Source organism: Homoserinimonas flava (assembly GCF_054969005.1).
This window is the reverse complement of sequence record NZ_JBUEQS010000002.1, coordinates 140,529-155,594: the sequence shown is the minus strand read 5'-3', so window position 1 is coordinate 155,594 and position 15,066 is coordinate 140,529. Positions and strand designations below refer to the sequence as shown.

Genomic DNA, 15,066 nt, shown 5'->3' with positions numbered 1-15,066 from the left:
CTTCCCTGGTCGAAGATGCTCTGCACCAGCACGGCGACTTCTCCGGCGGCGATCAGCATCGATCCTGCCGCCCAGGTCGCGCTCGAGAGGGAGGACAGAAGCCGATGCATTTCGGCATCCCGATCCGGCACGAGGGCGACCGGGCTCACCCACGCGAGCGCCAGGACGTGCGTTCCATCGAGCCGGATGTCGAGAGCCGACTCCGCATCCGGAGGCGGCTCACCGTCATCTGGATGAAGGCTGCCACTCCGCCGGCTGCGCGTATCTTCGGCGCGGTCTCCTCTCCCGCCGACTCGTTCGAGTCGGTGAGCACGACTTCCGCGCGCTCCGCTGCGAACAGTTCCGCGGTCGCGGCATCCAGCCGGATGCCGCGCCGGTGATCGTCAGGTCGATGTCCGTGCGCTCGAACTGCCATACTGCACTCGAAGTCCAGTAGTCTCTGTAAGTCAGGTGTTGCTCGATCGGAGCGTTGAGCCCAAACACCCCACGCTGGGGCGAGCCACCATTGGCAATTGATCGGAGGCATGCTGTGACCGCAGAGCAGTTGGAAGAACAGCCGCGCCGCCGAGGGCGCGCCTCGAAACGAGAGGCGATCCTGGCAGCTTCGGTCCATCTGTTCAATACACAGGGTTACGACACGACCTCGATGGACGAGATCGCCGCGCGGGCCGGAGTGTCTAAGACGACGGTCTACGCTCACTTCGAGAACAAGCTCGCTCTCTATCGTGCAATGGCCGAGCGTGCCGTCACCCTCTCGGACGTTGACTTCGACCGGTTGAAGAGTGACGAGTCACTCACAGCACTCGAAAAGCTCACCTCGCTCGGGAAGCTGCTCGTGGAATCGCTCACGTCGGAAACCTTCCTTGCATTTCATCGGGTCATGATCCTGGAGGCCAGCGCCCGACCTGACCTGACGAGTCGCTTGGTCCAGGGTGCCCCACATGTGGTCGATGTCGTTGCGGAAGTGCTCAGCGAGGATGCACGGCACCACAAGTACGAGATCAGCGATGTCCGAGGTCATGCTGCCTTATTCGCGCGCACCGCGGCAGCGGGCTTCGAGATAGATGCGCTACTCGACAAAGATTTCCGGCCTAGCCCCGATCTCATCGCAACACAGGCAGCCTGGGTCGCCTTCATGTTCCTGAAGGGTCTCCGGCCGTCATCCGTCACTCAGATCGACGAAGACTTCGGCACGGTGCCGCCCGCTCCCAACTATCTCTGGCTTGCCGAACGCATTCCGTTCGGGGACCACACGCAGAGATGACCGCATAACGGCGATCGGGCTATCAAATGCCGGCGTCGATAACGAGGTTCGTTCCCGTGATGAAGTCGGCGCGGGGGCTCGTGAGGTAAGCCACAGCCCACGCGATGTCGTCAGGGCGACCGACTCGCGGCACCTGCTGTCCGAAGACCTTGGTCGCCACTTCTTTCTCCACGCTGCGCCAATCTTCCGCGCCGAGCACGGCCGCTGCTTTGAGCAGTTCGGCTTCGGAGTCGGGCGTGGCGATGATTCCGACGCTGATGGCGTTCGCGGTCACGCCCGAGCCGCCGAGTCCGCGAGCGAGACTCCGTGCGTAGTTGATCTCGGCCGCCTTGGCCGCCTGGTAGTCGGCAAAGGCCGGCGGCTGGTGCAAGGCGACGGCGCTCGCGACGTGGATGACGCGGCCCCAGCCACGCTCGATCATGCCGGGGACGAGTCGCTGAGTTGTCGATACCGCGCTGAGCACATTGAGTCGATAGGTCGCGAGCCACTGATCGGCGCTCGTCTCCCAGACGGGTTCCGGGGTGAACCCGCCCGCGCGCCCTCCCGCATTGTTCACGAGTATGTCTGCGCCGCCCGCCGCGAGAACGCCGTCGAGCAGAGCGTCGGTCTCGTCGATCGAGGTCAGATCTCCCGTCGCGACCTCGGCCTTCCCTCCCGCCGCCTCGATCTCGTCCGCAACTTGTCTGGTGCGGGTGACATTGCGGCCGTGAACGATGACCGTTGCGCCCTCGCCCGCCAGCCGGAGCGCGATACCGCGACCGATTCCGGAACTGCTACCCGTGACGAGTGCGCGTTTTCCCGTGAGTTCCAGATCCATCAGTGCTTCCCTGCTTCCTGTGGGGCAAACCCACGCTCCTTCGCCTTGCCCACGCCGGGCACTCCTGCCATTCCCGCCGCCGACGGCGAAGTACCGAAGATCTCCCGTCCGGCGAGTTCCGCCGAGGGGTCTAGACGGTTCGATCCGTGGGTGAGCGCTACCCGCACGTCGCGTGCATAGCGTTGGATCGGGTTGTTGAGCGAAACGGTCGCAGAGCCGATCGCGAACTGGATCTGCTCGATCGCCTCTGCCGCGAGGTTGCCGGCGTAGACGAAGTCCATCTGCAACGCGGTTTCTTCAGCCGCACTGAAGGACTCTCCGGCGAGGGCCTTCCGGTCGATGATGTCGGCTCCCGCGAGCAGCAGCGCACGGGCAGCATTGATCGTGGAACGCACCTTCCCGGCGACGATCTGTGTCGCCGGCGTCTCCTGCAGTGAGGGGTAGTCGAGGTTGAACGGCTTCTTGTTCCTGGTCTGCTCCAGGAAGCAATCGAAGGCGCCCTCGGCCATCCCGACGGCGATGCCCATCGTCTCGAGGGAGACGATGATCATCAGCCCACGGGCATCCATCGAGAGGCCGAGGCCGTCGTATTTGCTGCGAATGGCGTCGAGCCGATCGGTGAGCTCGGCGAGCGGCAGGACACGTTCGTCAGGGATGAAGATCTCCTCAGGCACCGTGACGCTGTTGCTGGACGAGCCGGAGAGACCCATGACGTGCCAGTCGTCGACGATCTCGTACTGGCCTCTTTCCAGAAGGACGGCGATCCGGTCGAACTCGCCGTCCGGCTGCTCGACCCCGACACCCACGACCATGAAGGCCGCATGCTTGCTGCCGCTGCCGAACCCCCACTTGCCGCCGGCTTTGACGACATAGCCGCCGTCCACCTTCGTCGCGTGCTGGATGCGGTCGGAGAACAGCGACGCGCTTGCGACCACCGGGCCATCCCAGTCCTGCGTGCTCGAGTAAATCTCCTCGACCGCGTCGTCCGGGAAGGTCAGGACGATCCGAGTGAAGCCGCTGGCGATCATCGCATGCCACGCAGCCGAGCCGTCGGCGCGAGCGATGGCGAGGATGATCTCGGCGAGATCGCGGGCACCGAGAGAGTAGCCGCCGAACTTCTCGGGAAGGGACAGCCGGAAGGCGCCAAGCCCTGCCAGCGCGGTCAGGGTCGTTGGGGGCAGGCATCCGAGCTTCTCTCCCTCACGCGCGTCCCTCCGGATTTGGGGAACGAGCGCGAGGACATCGTCCCTGATGCGGCGGCCGGCTGTCGTCGACAGCGGCGACTCGTGAATAGAAGAGGTGGTCATCGGAGCTCCTTAAGCGCCTTGCCAGCCACTCGTGGTTCCGAGTGGGAGGATCTCCCGGATCTCATCGAAGATCCGGATCTCGTGGTCGACGATCTTGAAAACGACCGCCATATAGAACGAACCGCTGTCGGGACGGCCATTCGGAATTGGATGGAAATCAGCCACGACCATGCTCACGACGAGGCCGAGTTCCTCGTCGATGATCGGATAGCGCCGGTCGGCGACCGTCGGGCGAGCTGGACGGGCGCCCGCGATCATCGACTCGACGGAGTGCACGGCTTTGTCAGGCGACAACAGCAGTTCCAGGTTGTTGGTGACCTTCTTGCCGTTGTGGAACGAATCGCATCGGTACCCTACGGGGACCATACTTCCGTCACCCTGCTCCAGCGCCTTCCAATAGCTGTCCGCAATGCGCACCAGCTCCTGGGAGCCGCTTCGGCGCTCGGTCGGCACCGGCGCCCGGTAGAGGATGTCCGGCTTGACGAGCTGATCGACGGCGTTGAAGAATCCGGTACGTCCGGAGCTGACGATCGCCTCGGCTTCGCTTACGCAGTCCCCCTCGAAGCGCAATCGCAGCGCGAAGGCATCCTGACCGTCCGCGAACACGGCAAGCCCGATAAGGACCACATGTCCTTGAGATGCATCGACGTACGTCTGCAACCCCACATAGCCGTGTGCGCGGGCGAGCCGACCGTCGTTGTCCACTGTGTCCACGCCGTTCTCGGTGAACCGGAAAGTCCCGTTCACCGGGCGAGATGGCTCGCCGAGACCACGCAGAAACGTTTCACCCATCTCGGCGAGCCGAGACGAGGTCTCGTGGATGCCGTTCACAACAGTCACCGCCCGCACATCCCCTCTCGCTAGTCGTCGACGTCAGTTGTTGGTGCCGGTGAAGGTGTGCTTCTCGAAGGTGTGGTCCATAGGCAGGACGTCGACATCACCCTGAGGCTTCTCTCCCACCCACGGAATGTGATCCGGGGAGACGAACGGCACGGGGTGGACCTCCTTGAAGTACCAGCGCCCGTCGATCTTGGTGAGGAGGTTGTCCCAGTAGCCGATGCCGAATACGAACGTCGCCATGTAGTCGACCGCGAACTGGGGGATGTGAAAGAACGCCTTCGCTCGTACGTCGTCACCCTCGGGCGTAAGCACGAGGTGGCTCAGCAGGTGGAGGCGCCCGAAGAACGCGTTCTTGCGTCCGTACCACAGGTGGTAGACCTCGTTGGTAATCGCCTCGTGTCCGACACGACGCTCGCCGCCGACCGAGGAGAGCCAGCCGTCCTCGGTGAAGCAACCGAGGAAGCCTTCGATATCGCCCGTGTCCAGCGCCCACGCATACCGCGCGAACAACTCCTGGATCTTCAGACGGTCTTCGACCGAAATGGACTCAAAATATACCGGCTCTGTCATCGTCTGAGCTCCTCGCTGCATTGGGAAGTGGCACTCTGGTCGAAGTGCACTGTACTGAACTGTACCTCAGAGGATTCGATCTGTCCATTGCTGACGGGAATCCATCTGAGACTCGGCAGAACACTGTTGTGTTTCGTGATCCTTGCCCATAGAGTGAACTGAACTGGACTGGACTCACCCGAGTCTCCAGCATCCGCTCTCACGGCGATTCAGTGAAGTCTCACCGTGTTGAAATGAAGGGCCAACGATGTTCCGAAGAATAACCGCGACCGCAGCTGCAGCAGTTGCCGTTGCATTGTTCCTGTCCGGATGTGCCACATCAGGACAAGAGCAGACCGACGAGGCCGCCACCGCGGGCGAACTCAAGATTGTGACGTTCATACCGCCGTCAAGCCTGAACCCTGCCGCAGACGACGGATGGGGCGAGCTGCGGCCGTACTTCCAAACCATCTATGACAGCGTGCTCAGCCAGAGTGCCGACGGCACAATCGAGCCGTGGCTGGCAACTGAATGGGCATACAACGATGACGCCACCGAACTCACGCTCACGCTGCGTGACGACGTCGTCTTCAGCAACGGCGAGGAGCTCAACGCCGACGCGGTGAAACAGAGTCTGGAGCAGTTCCGCGACGGTACATCGCCGAACGCCGGGCACCTGGCGGGAACCTCGTATGAGGCGGTCGACGAGACCACTCTCGTCATCACACTGGAAGCCCCGAACCCGGCATTCTTGCTCTACCTTGCGGGCGACTCCGGGTGGGTCGGGGCGCCGGCGATGTGGAGCGATGAGAACGCCGGCACGGAACCGATCGGCTCCGGCCCCTACACTCTCGACGCCGAAAACACCGTCATCGGCACGACGTACGCGTACACCGCCAACGAGGACTACTGGAACGCCGAGGCGGTCGACTACAGCGGCGTGACGATCACGGCGATAACGAATCCGACAACCATGTTGAACATGATCAAGTCCAACGAAGCGAGCGTCGTCCGATACATCGACACGACAACCAATGCGGAGATCGAGGGCGCCGGGTGGACTCTGAACACCACCGAGGTCAGCATTCTCCTGATGATGCTTCTGGACCGTGATGGAACCGTCAGCGAGCCGTTCGGGGATGCGCTCGTGCGCCAAGCGTTGAACTACGCGATCGACCGCGACGCAATGCTGTCCGCGATCGGCGGCGGATACGGCGAGGTGACGAGTCAGCTGTTCCTGCCGGCGGCGGAGGGGTATGTCGAGGATCTCGACAACTACTACACCTACAACCCCGAAAAGGCCATTGAGCTGCTGGCCGAAGCCGGCTACCCGGATGGCTTCGCCGTCACGCTTCCCGCCTCGGCGTTCGCACAGACGCAATTCGACCTGGTCGGACAGTACCTGGCAGATGTCGGGATCGATGTGACATGGGACTTCAACACCGTGATCGCGGATCTCTACAGCAGGAACTTCCCGGCCTTCATCCTGTCGCCTGCAGCGAGCACCAACGACATGGCGCTCATTGAGACCTTCATCTCGCCTGACGCTCCGTTCAACCCTTTCGGTTCGACGACCACCGAAACCGAAAGTCTGATCAGCGAGGTTCGCGCAGGCGGCGACGACGCCGGAGCGTCGGCGCAGCAGTTGAACGAGTACCTCGTCGAAGAGGCGTGGTTCGCACCGCTCTATCGCGAGACAGCCTTCGTGGCCTCCGACCCGAGCACCTCGGTGACCATGTCGTCCTACAACACCTTCCCGTCACTATTCGACATCAGCCCGCGCGGCTGATGTCGAAGCGCCCCAGCCACCCACCTTTGCGTGGTTGGCTGGGCCGCAGTGCCGCGTCTGGCGGCATCGAACCGAGAAAGAAATCATGTTTACATTCCTCGCGAAACGAGTTCTCAGCGGACTCGTGTTGCTCGTAGCGATCTCGGCACTGGCGTTCTTTCTCCTGCACAACAACGGTGATGACATTGCTCGAAACCTCATCGGTCCGGGTGCGTCGGAGGAAGCTGTCGCGCTCAAGATGGAGCAGCTCGGGTTGGACCGGCCCGTCGTCGAACAATACTGGGCGTGGGTCACATCTGCGCTCGGGGGCGACTTCGGACGGAGTTGGGCCAACAGCCAGTTGATCACCGCCAGCATCGCTACACGCCTTCCTGTGACTCTCAGCCTGGTCATCGGCACCACGATCGTGTCCGCCGTCGTCGCGGTGCTTCTCGGAGTGTGGGCCGCGCGGCGCGGCGGCTGGGTCGACGGCGGTGTCCAGATCGTCACTCTGCTAGGGTTCGCCATCCCCGGTTTCCTTGTCGCCCTCTTCTTGGTGCTCGTGTTCGCGGTCAATCTGGGGTGGTTCAGGGCGACCGGTTACACGGACTTCTCCACGTCGTTCGTCGGCTGGCTATCGTCCATCACCTTGCCAATCATCGCGCTGTCGATATCGGCCATGGTCGCGGTGGCGCAACAGGTCCGGGGATCCGTCCTGGACGGTCTTCGCCGTGACTACGTAAGAACCCTCCGGGCTCGGGGCGTGCCGACGCGTCGCGTCGTCTACCGGCATGTGCTCAGGAACGCTGGTGGGCCCGCTCTCGCTGTGCTTTCGCTCCAGTTCGTCGGTCTCCTTGGAGGCACTGTGTTCGTCGAGCAGATCTTTGCTCTTCCCGGAGTCGGACAGCTCGCTGTCACGGCGACCATCGAAAACGACATACCCGTTGTGATGGGTGTCGTCATGGTCTTCGTCGTCATCGTCATCGTGGTCAACCTCGCCAGCGAGATCGCGCAATCAATCCTGAACCCGAAAATCCGACTGTCATGACAACAACTGCGCCTCCCCCCATTCCCGCGTTCCAGGTGGAACCCCGCCGATCGCTCGTGAAGCTCGTCCTCCGCCGCCCTCTCGGCTTGGCGTCATCGATCTTCCTCGTCCTCGTCGCGTTGACCGCGATCTTCGGACCGATGGTCGCACCGCAAGACCCGAGCAGGACGGATCCCTATTCGATCTCTGCGCCTCCGAGCGCTGAGCACTGGCTGGGCACGGACATCGCGGGGAGGGATGTCCTGTCACGTCTGCTCGCCGGCGCACAGACGAGCATCGGCGCCGCACTCCTCGCGCTCGTCGTCTCGCTGCTGCTCGGCGTGACGTTGGGCCTCATCGCGGGGTACTACCAGGGCCGAGTCGGCACTGTCTTCGGCTGGGCGACCAACCTGGTCATGGCCCTTCCCGGAATGGTCGTGCTGCTCGCCGTCATCTCGGCCCTCGGCTCGTCGATTTGGCTTTCGATGGGGGTCTTCGGCATCCTCTTCTGGCCGGCGTTCTATCTGCTGGTCTACACGATGGCCGTGGCGGTTCGCGCGGAGCTCTATATCGACGCAGCCCGCGTCTCAGGTCTGAGCGACATCCGCATCATCGGCCGGCACGTTCTCTCGGCCGTGCGGGCGCCCGTGATCATCCAGGCGTCGATGGTCGCAGGAATCGCCATCGGCGTGCAGGCGGGGCTGGAGTTCTTGGGCGTTGCCGGCGGCTCATCGCCCACGTGGGGCTCGATGCTCAGCGACGGCTTTCGACAGATATATGTCCAGCCGGTCCTGATGCTCTGGCCGGCACTCGCCATCGGTTTGACGTGCGTATCGCTCACACTGTTGGCCAACGTGATGCGCGACGAATTGGAACGCGTCGTTCCCGTCCGCAGGGTGAGGAACCGCGCCGTGACCTCGCGCACGGGTTCGGTCCTGACTGTCACCACGTCGATCTCGATGCAAGGCGGTGACGGGGACCTGCTCCCCGACCTGCTTCCCTCGGAGCACGTCACGCATCCCGATGACGAGCACACCAGCGGATCGAGCCACGACGCCCTCCTTACCTTGCGGGACTTGTTCGTGGGATACGACAAGCCAGGTGGCCACGAGGTCGAGGTGGTCCACGGTGTCAACCTCACGGTTCGCCGGGGCGAGATCCACGGGTTGCTGGGTGAGTCCGGCTCGGGGAAGACACAGACTGCGCTTGCGGTTCTGGGACTGCTGCCGTCCGGGGGCCGAGTACTGCGCGGATCCATCGAGTTCGACGGAATGGAGTTTGCGGACGCGGACAAGAGGTCGCTGGAACGCCTTCGCGGTGTGCGTATCGGCTACATTCCCCAGGAGCCGATGTCCAACCTCGACCCGTCGTTTCGCATCGGAAGCCAGCTCATCGAGCCGCTACGTCTGATGGGATTGTCCAAGCGAGAAGCGACGGAGAGGTCGCTCGCCCTGCTGGAGCGCGTCGGTATCCCCGACCCTGCGCGCACAATGGCCGCCTACCCGTTCGAGATCTCCGGCGGCATGGCGCAACGCGTGCTCATCGCCGGCGCCGTGTCCTTGGATCCGGACCTCATCATCGCCGACGAGCCGACGACGGCGCTCGACGTCACGATTCAGGCTGAAGTGCTCGACCTCTTGCGAGGACTCCAGCGCGAACGCGGCATGACAATGCTCTTCGTCTCACACAACGTCGGGGCTGTCGCCGACATCTGCGATCGCGCGACGGTGATGCGACATGGCCAGGTGATGGAGACTGGCCCGGTGCGCGCGATTCTCCGGCATCCGGAACACCCGTATACGCAGTCGCTCCTCAGCGCCAATCTCGAGGACCTTCCCCCGCGTAAGGCACTGACATCCGCAGACCAAGGAGGTCGAGAGTGAACACGTTGCTTCAGGTCACCGACCTGGTGGTCCACTACCCCGGAAAGGGGCTCCGCGCAAAGCCCTTCGAAGCGCTCAAGGGCGTCTCTCTCGACCTTCGGGCGGGCGAGACGGTGGGTCTCGTCGGCGAGTCCGGATCGGGCAAGTCGACCCTCGGCCGAGCGATTCTCGGCCTTGCTCCGGCAACGAAGGGCAGCATCACCTACAAGGGCCAAGAGATCGCACATCTTCACAGACGTGAGCGCCGCAAACTCGCGAGGGAGATCCAAGTCGTGTTCCAGGATCCGTACTCATCCCTCAACCCGTCTTTCACAGTCGAGCAGATCCTCATCGAGCCTCTGACGGCTCAAGGCGTCAGCAAGACGGAGGCGAAAGCGCGCATCGCACACCTGCTCGAGCGTGTGGGGCTGTCGCCCGACGCAGCACGCCGCGTTCCTCGTGAGTTCTCGGGAGGACAGCGTCAGCGCGTCGCCATCGCGCGTGCGCTCGCGCTCGACCCCAACGTCATCGTGTGCGACGAACCGGTCTCGGCGCTCGATCTCACCACACAGGCAAGGGTCCTCGATCTGCTCGTTGAGATTCAGGAAAGAACAGGGGTCGCCTACCTGTTCATCTCGCACGACATCGCCGTGGTCCGCCACATCAGCCACAGAGTCGCCGTGATGTACCGGGGCGAACTCGTGGAGACCGGGGATGGCGACCAGGTGACGTCTCAGCCGAACCATCCCTACACGCAGGGGCTGCTACTTGCTGCCCCGGTCGCGGACCCGGACAAGCAGGCAGAGCGTCGAGCCGCCCGTCGCCAACTCGTCGACGGCTGAGCACAACGTGCGGGCCAGAGCCAACCAATGAAGAAGGAAGAGAGACTCATGGAGAATTCGCTCGACGCCAATAAGGCGGTGGCACAGCGCGTGATGAAACTGCTCATCAACCCGGATACCGCCGAGCAGGCACGCGAATACCTTACGGAGGAGTACGTCCAGCACAACCCGGAGATCGAGTCCGGCGCCGACGGCATCATCGCGTTCACCCAGAGCGAGAAGGCGCGTGCCGCGAGGCGGAACATGCATACGGCACCGGAACCGCCCGTGTTCGTCGCGGAGGGCGACAAGGTCGTCATGATGATTTCCCGCGATCTTCCGGACCCGGAAAACCCTGGAGAGACGTATCGCGCCTACTGGTTCGACATGTGGCGTGTCGAAGACGGTCGGTTGGCCGAGCACTGGGATGCCGTCACCAAATCCGCCGCCACCCTCAAAGCCGAAGGAGAGAAATGACCACCGAAGAGACCGACAACTCAGCGAACCAGGTCGAAATCAACAAGTCGATCGTTCAGAAGACGTTTGCGCTGATGCTCGACGCCAGCACGATCGACGAGGCGCTGCAGTACATTTCACCCGACTACGTCCAGCACAATCCCAACGTCGCTTCTGGCCGCGACGCGCTGATCGAGCTTTCCCAGCGAACCGTGGCGGGCGATGTCACACTGCCCGAACGGGCCGGTGAGCCGATCTGGCTCGGCGAAGGAGACCTGGTCATGGTGACGTTCCCGGTAAGGCGACCTCACCCGAACAAGGCCGACACCACCTACGTCTCCCACGTCTTTGACATGTGGCGGCTCAAGGACGGCTTGATCGTCGAGCATTGGGATGCAGAGCAGATCAACGACGCCTGGTAACCCTCGGGTGGCACCGTCAGCGCTCAGCCGATCTGAGCGCTGACGGTGGAAGCCGCAGTGCGCAGCTTCCGGATCCACTCCGAAACGACTGTGCCGGGAACGTCTTGCTGGAGTTGCGTTAGCCGGAGCAGCATCGCGACCGACCTCTCTGCGGCGTGAACCGGCACCACGAGATGTCGTATCGCTCTTCGCCGTCGACTTCGTCCTTGTAGAAGGAGTGCGTCAATCGCGCCAGGTCTGTGAGCAGAACACTCTCGCGTGCCGGGGTGAGGCCCGCCGTCCGGCGCTCGGCGATGAGCGCGGCGAGTCGCTGCGCTTCCTCCGGTCGAGTCGATGAGGCGGCGCCAGCCGCACCTTCTTCGTCACCGCACTCCACGTCTTGAAACCGCGAGCCTCGATGTGGGGGGTCTGCTGCACGGATAGGTGACATCTTCACCTACCCGTGCAGCAGACCCGTATGGCAGCGGGGAGGGCCTGCTTCGCTAGGCCCCAAGCGAGGGGCGGAGGGCGCGGCTGTCCTTGTGCCGTTCGATCGCTTCCGCGCATTGACGAGTGCGCAGCCGAACCCGCCAAGCACCGTACTCGACGACCTTCGGGGGCGTGCGGACCTCATCCGCCGCATCGCAGCGCTGAACAGAATTGCGGATGTCGCGGTGTTCGGCTCGGTGGGCCGACAGTCCGAGAGCGCAGACAGCGACATTGACCTCCTGGTGACACCGGCGGATGATGCAAGCCTCTTCGACCTCGCACAGTTCGAGATCGATATGGAGCAGCTCACCGGGCGCAAAGTGCAGGTTGTCTCGAGGGGCTCACTCGACGCAGGTCGGGACGCAGCAATCCTCGCTGAAGCGGTCCCGCTGTGAGCTATCCAATCTTGTGGAGAGTGCTTTGCTGAAGCGAAGGCGCAGGAGTAGCAGCCACAGAGGCATGGGCGGTGCGCGGGTCTCAGATGCCGCTGCTACCGTGTGCGCATGTCGCCGAAGCCACTGCACCATTCGATCAACTATGTCGAGCTGACCGTCACCGATCTGGATGCCGCGAAGGCCTTCTACTCGAAGGCGCTCGGGTGGTCGTTCAACGACTACGGGCCCGAGTATTCGGGCATCGTGGCCGCCGACGGCGAGGGCGAGGCGGGCGGGCTTGCGCTCGCGTCTGATCCGCGCCCGGCTGGTGGGCCGCTCGTGATCCTGTTCTCCGACGATCTGGATGCCACGGAGCAGGCGATCACCGCCGCCGGGGGTCGTGTCGTGGAGGGGCCGTACGAGTTCCCGGGCGGGCGCCGGCTGCACTTCGCCGACCCGAGCGGGAATGAGTTGGCGGTGTGGGCGGAGCGCTGAGCGGCTCAGCCTCGCAGCTCTCAGTCTCGCAGCGGCGATCCGACCACGGAAAACTGGCTGCCGCCCATCTCGCCTGACAGCAGCGGCATCGCTTCGGCAATGGCGGCGCGCACGCTGTCGAGCTGTAGTGACGCACGGTGCGCTTCGGCAGAGGTCCAGAGCTCGGCGACGAAGACCGTGTCGGGTTCGTCATCGTTTACTCCGACTTCGTAGAGCAGGCAGCCGGCGTCGCTGAGTTCGGGGCTGCGGCGCGTGAGGATCGCGACGACCTTGTCACGCCTGCCAGGCTTGGTACCGAGGGTTCCCACGTTCGCGAATGTCATGAGGTCACGGTAGCGGCAGGGTCCGACGCTGGCGACGCTGATGTGAGGATGCCGCGGCATCCCACTGTTCTACTGGTCGACGATCTGCTTGCCTAGGGCATGAGCGCGACGGGCTCTTTCTGGCATCGGCGCCCTAGTCGAGGGCTAAAGCGTCAGTTAGGGCAATTTCGGCGGTCGTGCCCTCGGTAGCCGCAGTTGCTGCATTGTCCCGCGTTCACGCGGACCGTGCAGGTGCGAATGTCGTGCCCCTGCTCGCCGCAATTGCTGCATGTTCGCGTACCGGTGCCGCTCATGTGCTCTCCTCCTGTTGCCGAAATGATAGAGGACAAGACGCGAACGACTCTAGGCTCGGGTCTGCTGAACGAGTAGGGCAGGTCAAGTTGTGTCACCTATCCGTTCAGCAGACCCGTGCGGCTACTGCCGCAGAGGGTGCTTAGGCACATATCTGGGCGGGGTCTGCCCTTTCCCCGCCGTAATCTCTCTCGCAAATGACAGAATTGGCCCGGCAGCGCGCTTTCGTCTACGGGCCGGCGGCATCACCAGGTTCCACACCTTTTCGAACTCGACATGCAAGGACTTCGCAAAGCCTGGGTCCACTGAGCGTGCGAATAGAATACGCCCTCGCATCCTCCGCGCGAAGTACTCCACGGGCTGCTCGCGGAAGTCGGCCTGATGCTCTAGTCCGTTCTTCGAAGCGAAGTACATGTCCGTCCGCAGATCGGCTTTGAAAGAGCGTCGAAGACGTGGTCGATCGACACCAGAAACGCTCAGTCCGGTTACAAATAGGGGTTGGCCGTATCTGCGTAGAGCCGTCTTGCTACGATTCACCCGAAAACCGCTGGAGGCAACGCATTGCTCGACGCGATCAAGGAAGGTCTTGTCGATCGCCCGACCAGAAAAAACAAGATCATCGGCGTAGCGCGTATATACCAATCCAGACTCTCTAGCCAGCTTGAGGCAACGAGCATCGAGGGAGGCGGCAACGAAGTTCGAGATCGTGGGACTTGAGGGAGGCCCCATGGGCAGCTTGCCGTTCCGCGTGACAAGTCCTGAAATGGCGATCGCAGCCCTACTGCCAATGCCGATGTCCTTAAGACTAGCGATTACCATGCTTTCGGTAATCGAACCGAAATAGTCTTCAAGATCGATACGTAGAACAACAGTCGCTCCGACATGCGGATCAGCATTCGAGACAATCGACCGGCCTGGGACGTAACCATTCACCTCCCGGGGAAGCTCACGGGAAGCGTACGCAAGGAAGTCGGCGATCCGGCGTTGCACGCTCGCTAGTTCAGGAACCGGGCTCTCAATCAGGCGTAGTTTGCCCTTGCGACGCACTGGGAAATCAACGTAGTCATGCCCCGCACGAATGCGGGCGACCTGCTTCCTCAGCTCCTTCGGCCTTAACCCCAAGAAGGGCGCCAACGACCGAACGGAAGACACTAGCTGATACGCGGGAGCTGGGGGCTTCTCTATGGTGATTAACGAAGTTCTAGAACTCATCGGATCCTAACCAGACCCCGGATAGCGAAGCCCCCAGCGTCACAAGACTAGCGTTCCTCGCCTTGAATGGCGCAAATTGTCAAAGTCGAACACGTGGGCGACACTGCGGGAGAGCTCAGCAAACCGACGCTTTCGAAAGTCGGGGCTGTCTGCAGCGAGGATGCCGGCGGTCGATCCCATTACATAGTCCGCCAGCGACAGGAGGGGAGCCGTCTTGTCCCCGATGAGGACGTCTACACGCGGCGCTTGGCCCGACTCGTCCATGACAGCTTGGCGCGCCTTCTCGGCGACGGCACGAAACCATGGATTGAGCGAGTTGTTCTGCTCGAAAACGAGCCGAAGGTGATCGGCTCTATATCGCGCGATAAGTCCCTTGAGAAGGACAGAATACAGATTCAGAAGCAGATCTGTGTCGCTGACCTTGTCACCCCAGGGCTTCGCCGAAAATCCGACATGTGCCCTAACATTCAGGCTGCCGTAGAGGTCTAGCAACTCCTTACGTATGTCATCCGAGTCTTTCGTGAAATGGAACCCTTCCCGGACAAACCGCGAGTGCTTCTCCGGAAGCTCCCACAGCCCGGGGCGTCCGATCAGGGACCGGTACAGCTCAACGACTGATTTCTCTGCGCTCTTCACGCCCATACTTACCACCGCAGCCACCAGTATGTATGGCGTTCCCGCCGGCCGGATCGACTCGTCTAAGAAGACAGTCACTTTGCTCATCTTCCGACCACCAGACAGAGTTCTCCACGCGTCGCTACGCCCACGTT

Annotated in this window: 17 protein-coding genes; 9 read left to right on the top strand and 8 right to left on the bottom strand. The window is 62.7% G+C overall.

Annotated elements, in window-relative coordinates:
- Positions 1-145: 145 nt before the first annotated feature.
- Positions 146-415, bottom strand: a complete 270-nt coding sequence (locus tag ACY48M_RS06260) for a hypothetical protein (RefSeq protein ID WP_462819416.1) — start codon at positions 413-415, stop codon at positions 146-148.
- A 114-nt stretch (positions 416-529) separates the two neighbouring features.
- Here ACY48M_RS06260 and ACY48M_RS06255 point away from each other — a divergent pair, with 114 nt between their 5' ends.
- Entirely contained in the window at positions 530-1,264 is a 735-nt protein-coding gene (locus tag ACY48M_RS06255) for a TetR/AcrR family transcriptional regulator (RefSeq protein WP_462819415.1), read from the top strand.
- A 22-nt stretch (positions 1,265-1,286) separates the two neighbouring features.
- Here ACY48M_RS06255 and ACY48M_RS06250 read toward each other — a convergent pair whose 3' ends face one another.
- From ACY48M_RS06250 to ACY48M_RS06235, 4 genes are read right to left on the bottom strand one after another with little or no spacing between them, the layout of a single operon-like run.
- Positions 1,287-2,081 (bottom strand): SDR family NAD(P)-dependent oxidoreductase, encoded by a 795-nt coding sequence (locus tag ACY48M_RS06250; RefSeq protein ID WP_462819414.1) that lies wholly within the window; start codon positions 2,079-2,081, stop codon positions 1,287-1,289.
- Positions 2,081-3,388, bottom strand: a complete 1,308-nt coding sequence (locus ACY48M_RS06245) for an acyl-CoA dehydrogenase family protein (protein WP_462819413.1) — start codon at positions 3,386-3,388, stop codon at positions 2,081-2,083. The genes ACY48M_RS06250 and ACY48M_RS06245 overlap by 1 nt, the downstream gene beginning before the upstream one ends.
- 9 nt (positions 3,389-3,397) lie before the next feature.
- On the bottom strand, positions 3,398-4,228 hold the full coding sequence (locus ACY48M_RS06240) for a DUF8021 domain-containing protein (protein ID WP_462819412.1): 831 nt from the start codon (positions 4,226-4,228) through the stop codon (positions 3,398-3,400).
- 33 nt (positions 4,229-4,261) lie between these two features.
- Positions 4,262-4,798, bottom strand: coding sequence for a nuclear transport factor 2 family protein (locus ACY48M_RS06235; RefSeq protein WP_462819411.1), 537 nt, complete (start codon positions 4,796-4,798; stop codon positions 4,262-4,264).
- Between the two features lie 247 nt (positions 4,799-5,045).
- On the opposite strand from ACY48M_RS06235, the gene ACY48M_RS06230 reads away from it, so the two are divergent.
- The 8 genes from ACY48M_RS06230 to ACY48M_RS06195 all read left to right on the top strand — a co-directional run bounded on the left by ACY48M_RS06230 (position 5,046) and on the right by ACY48M_RS06195 (position 12,470).
- Positions 5,046-6,566, top strand: a complete 1,521-nt coding sequence (locus tag ACY48M_RS06230) for an ABC transporter substrate-binding protein (RefSeq protein WP_462819410.1) — start codon at positions 5,046-5,048, stop codon at positions 6,564-6,566.
- Between the two features lie 85 nt (positions 6,567-6,651).
- Positions 6,652-7,593: an ABC transporter permease gene (locus tag ACY48M_RS06225; RefSeq protein ID WP_462819409.1), complete on the top strand. Its 942-nt coding sequence runs from the start codon at positions 6,652-6,654 to the stop codon at positions 7,591-7,593.
- A complete protein-coding gene (locus tag ACY48M_RS06220) occupies positions 7,590-9,455 on the top strand; it encodes a dipeptide/oligopeptide/nickel ABC transporter permease/ATP-binding protein (protein ID WP_462819408.1) in 1,866 nt (621 codons plus the stop codon). Before ACY48M_RS06225 ends, ACY48M_RS06220 begins: the two co-directional genes overlap by 4 nt.
- Positions 9,452-10,276, top strand: coding sequence for an ATP-binding cassette domain-containing protein (locus ACY48M_RS06215; protein ID WP_462819407.1), 825 nt, complete (start codon positions 9,452-9,454; stop codon positions 10,274-10,276). The genes ACY48M_RS06220 and ACY48M_RS06215 overlap by 4 nt, the downstream gene beginning before the upstream one ends.
- 27 nt (positions 10,277-10,303) lie before the next feature.
- Complete coding sequence (locus tag ACY48M_RS06210) at positions 10,304-10,732, top strand: nuclear transport factor 2 family protein (RefSeq protein ID WP_462819406.1); 429 nt, start codon at positions 10,304-10,306, stop codon at positions 10,730-10,732.
- Entirely contained in the window at positions 10,729-11,133 is a 405-nt protein-coding gene (locus tag ACY48M_RS06205) for a nuclear transport factor 2 family protein (protein ID WP_462819405.1), read from the top strand. The genes ACY48M_RS06210 and ACY48M_RS06205 overlap by 4 nt, the downstream gene beginning before the upstream one ends.
- Positions 11,134-11,654: 521 nt before the next feature.
- Entirely contained in the window at positions 11,655-11,996 is a 342-nt protein-coding gene (locus tag ACY48M_RS06200; RefSeq protein WP_462819404.1) for a nucleotidyltransferase family protein, read from the top strand.
- 108 nt (positions 11,997-12,104) lie between these two features.
- On the top strand, positions 12,105-12,470 hold the full coding sequence (locus tag ACY48M_RS06195) for a VOC family protein (protein WP_462819403.1): 366 nt from the start codon (positions 12,105-12,107) through the stop codon (positions 12,468-12,470).
- A gap of 20 nt (positions 12,471-12,490) precedes the next feature.
- Here the strand turns inward: ACY48M_RS06195 and ACY48M_RS06190 are convergent, their stop codons facing one another.
- The 3 genes from ACY48M_RS06190 to ACY48M_RS06180 form a co-directional block, all read right to left on the bottom strand.
- Positions 12,491-12,793 carry a putative quinol monooxygenase gene (locus tag ACY48M_RS06190; protein WP_462819402.1) on the bottom strand — a complete coding sequence of 101 codons (303 nt, stop codon included), beginning with the start codon at positions 12,791-12,793 and terminating at the stop codon, positions 12,491-12,493.
- A gap of 414 nt (positions 12,794-13,207) precedes the next feature.
- The gene (locus tag ACY48M_RS06185; RefSeq protein WP_462819401.1) at positions 13,208-14,131 is read right to left on the bottom strand and encodes a reverse transcriptase family protein; all 924 of its coding nucleotides are present in this window, start codon (positions 14,129-14,131) and stop codon (positions 13,208-13,210) included.
- 204 nt (positions 14,132-14,335) lie between these two features.
- A complete protein-coding gene (locus ACY48M_RS06180; protein ID WP_462819400.1) occupies positions 14,336-15,019 on the bottom strand; it encodes a hypothetical protein in 684 nt (227 codons plus the stop codon).
- Positions 15,020-15,066: the final 47 nt, after the last annotated feature.

Coding starts and splice junctions, on each gene's coding strand:
- ACY48M_RS06260 (WP_462819416.1), bottom strand. CDS start 415: ATGGCAGTTCGAGCGCACGGACATCGACCTGACGATCACCGGCGCGGC.
- ACY48M_RS06250 (WP_462819414.1), bottom strand. CDS start 2,081: ATGGATCTGGAACTCACGGGAAAACGCGCACTCGTCACGGGTAGCAGT.
- ACY48M_RS06245 (WP_462819413.1), bottom strand. CDS start 3,388: ATGACCACCTCTTCTATTCACGAGTCGCCGCTGTCGACGACAGCCGGC.
- ACY48M_RS06235 (WP_462819411.1), bottom strand. CDS start 4,798: ATGACAGAGCCGGTATATTTTGAGTCCATTTCGGTCGAAGACCGTCTG.
- ACY48M_RS06230 (WP_462819410.1), top strand. CDS start 5,046: ATGTTCCGAAGAATAACCGCGACCGCAGCTGCAGCAGTTGCCGTTGCA.
- ACY48M_RS06225 (WP_462819409.1), top strand. CDS start 6,652: ATGTTTACATTCCTCGCGAAACGAGTTCTCAGCGGACTCGTGTTGCTC.
- ACY48M_RS06220 (WP_462819408.1), top strand. CDS start 7,590: ATGACAACAACTGCGCCTCCCCCCATTCCCGCGTTCCAGGTGGAACCC.
- ACY48M_RS06210 (WP_462819406.1), top strand. CDS start 10,304: ATGAAGAAGGAAGAGAGACTCATGGAGAATTCGCTCGACGCCAATAAG.
- ACY48M_RS06205 (WP_462819405.1), top strand. CDS start 10,729: ATGACCACCGAAGAGACCGACAACTCAGCGAACCAGGTCGAAATCAAC.
- ACY48M_RS06195 (WP_462819403.1), top strand. CDS start 12,105: ATGTCGCCGAAGCCACTGCACCATTCGATCAACTATGTCGAGCTGACC.
- ACY48M_RS06190 (WP_462819402.1), bottom strand. CDS start 12,793: ATGACATTCGCGAACGTGGGAACCCTCGGTACCAAGCCTGGCAGGCGT.
- ACY48M_RS06180 (WP_462819400.1), bottom strand. CDS start 15,019: ATGAGCAAAGTGACTGTCTTCTTAGACGAGTCGATCCGGCCGGCGGGA.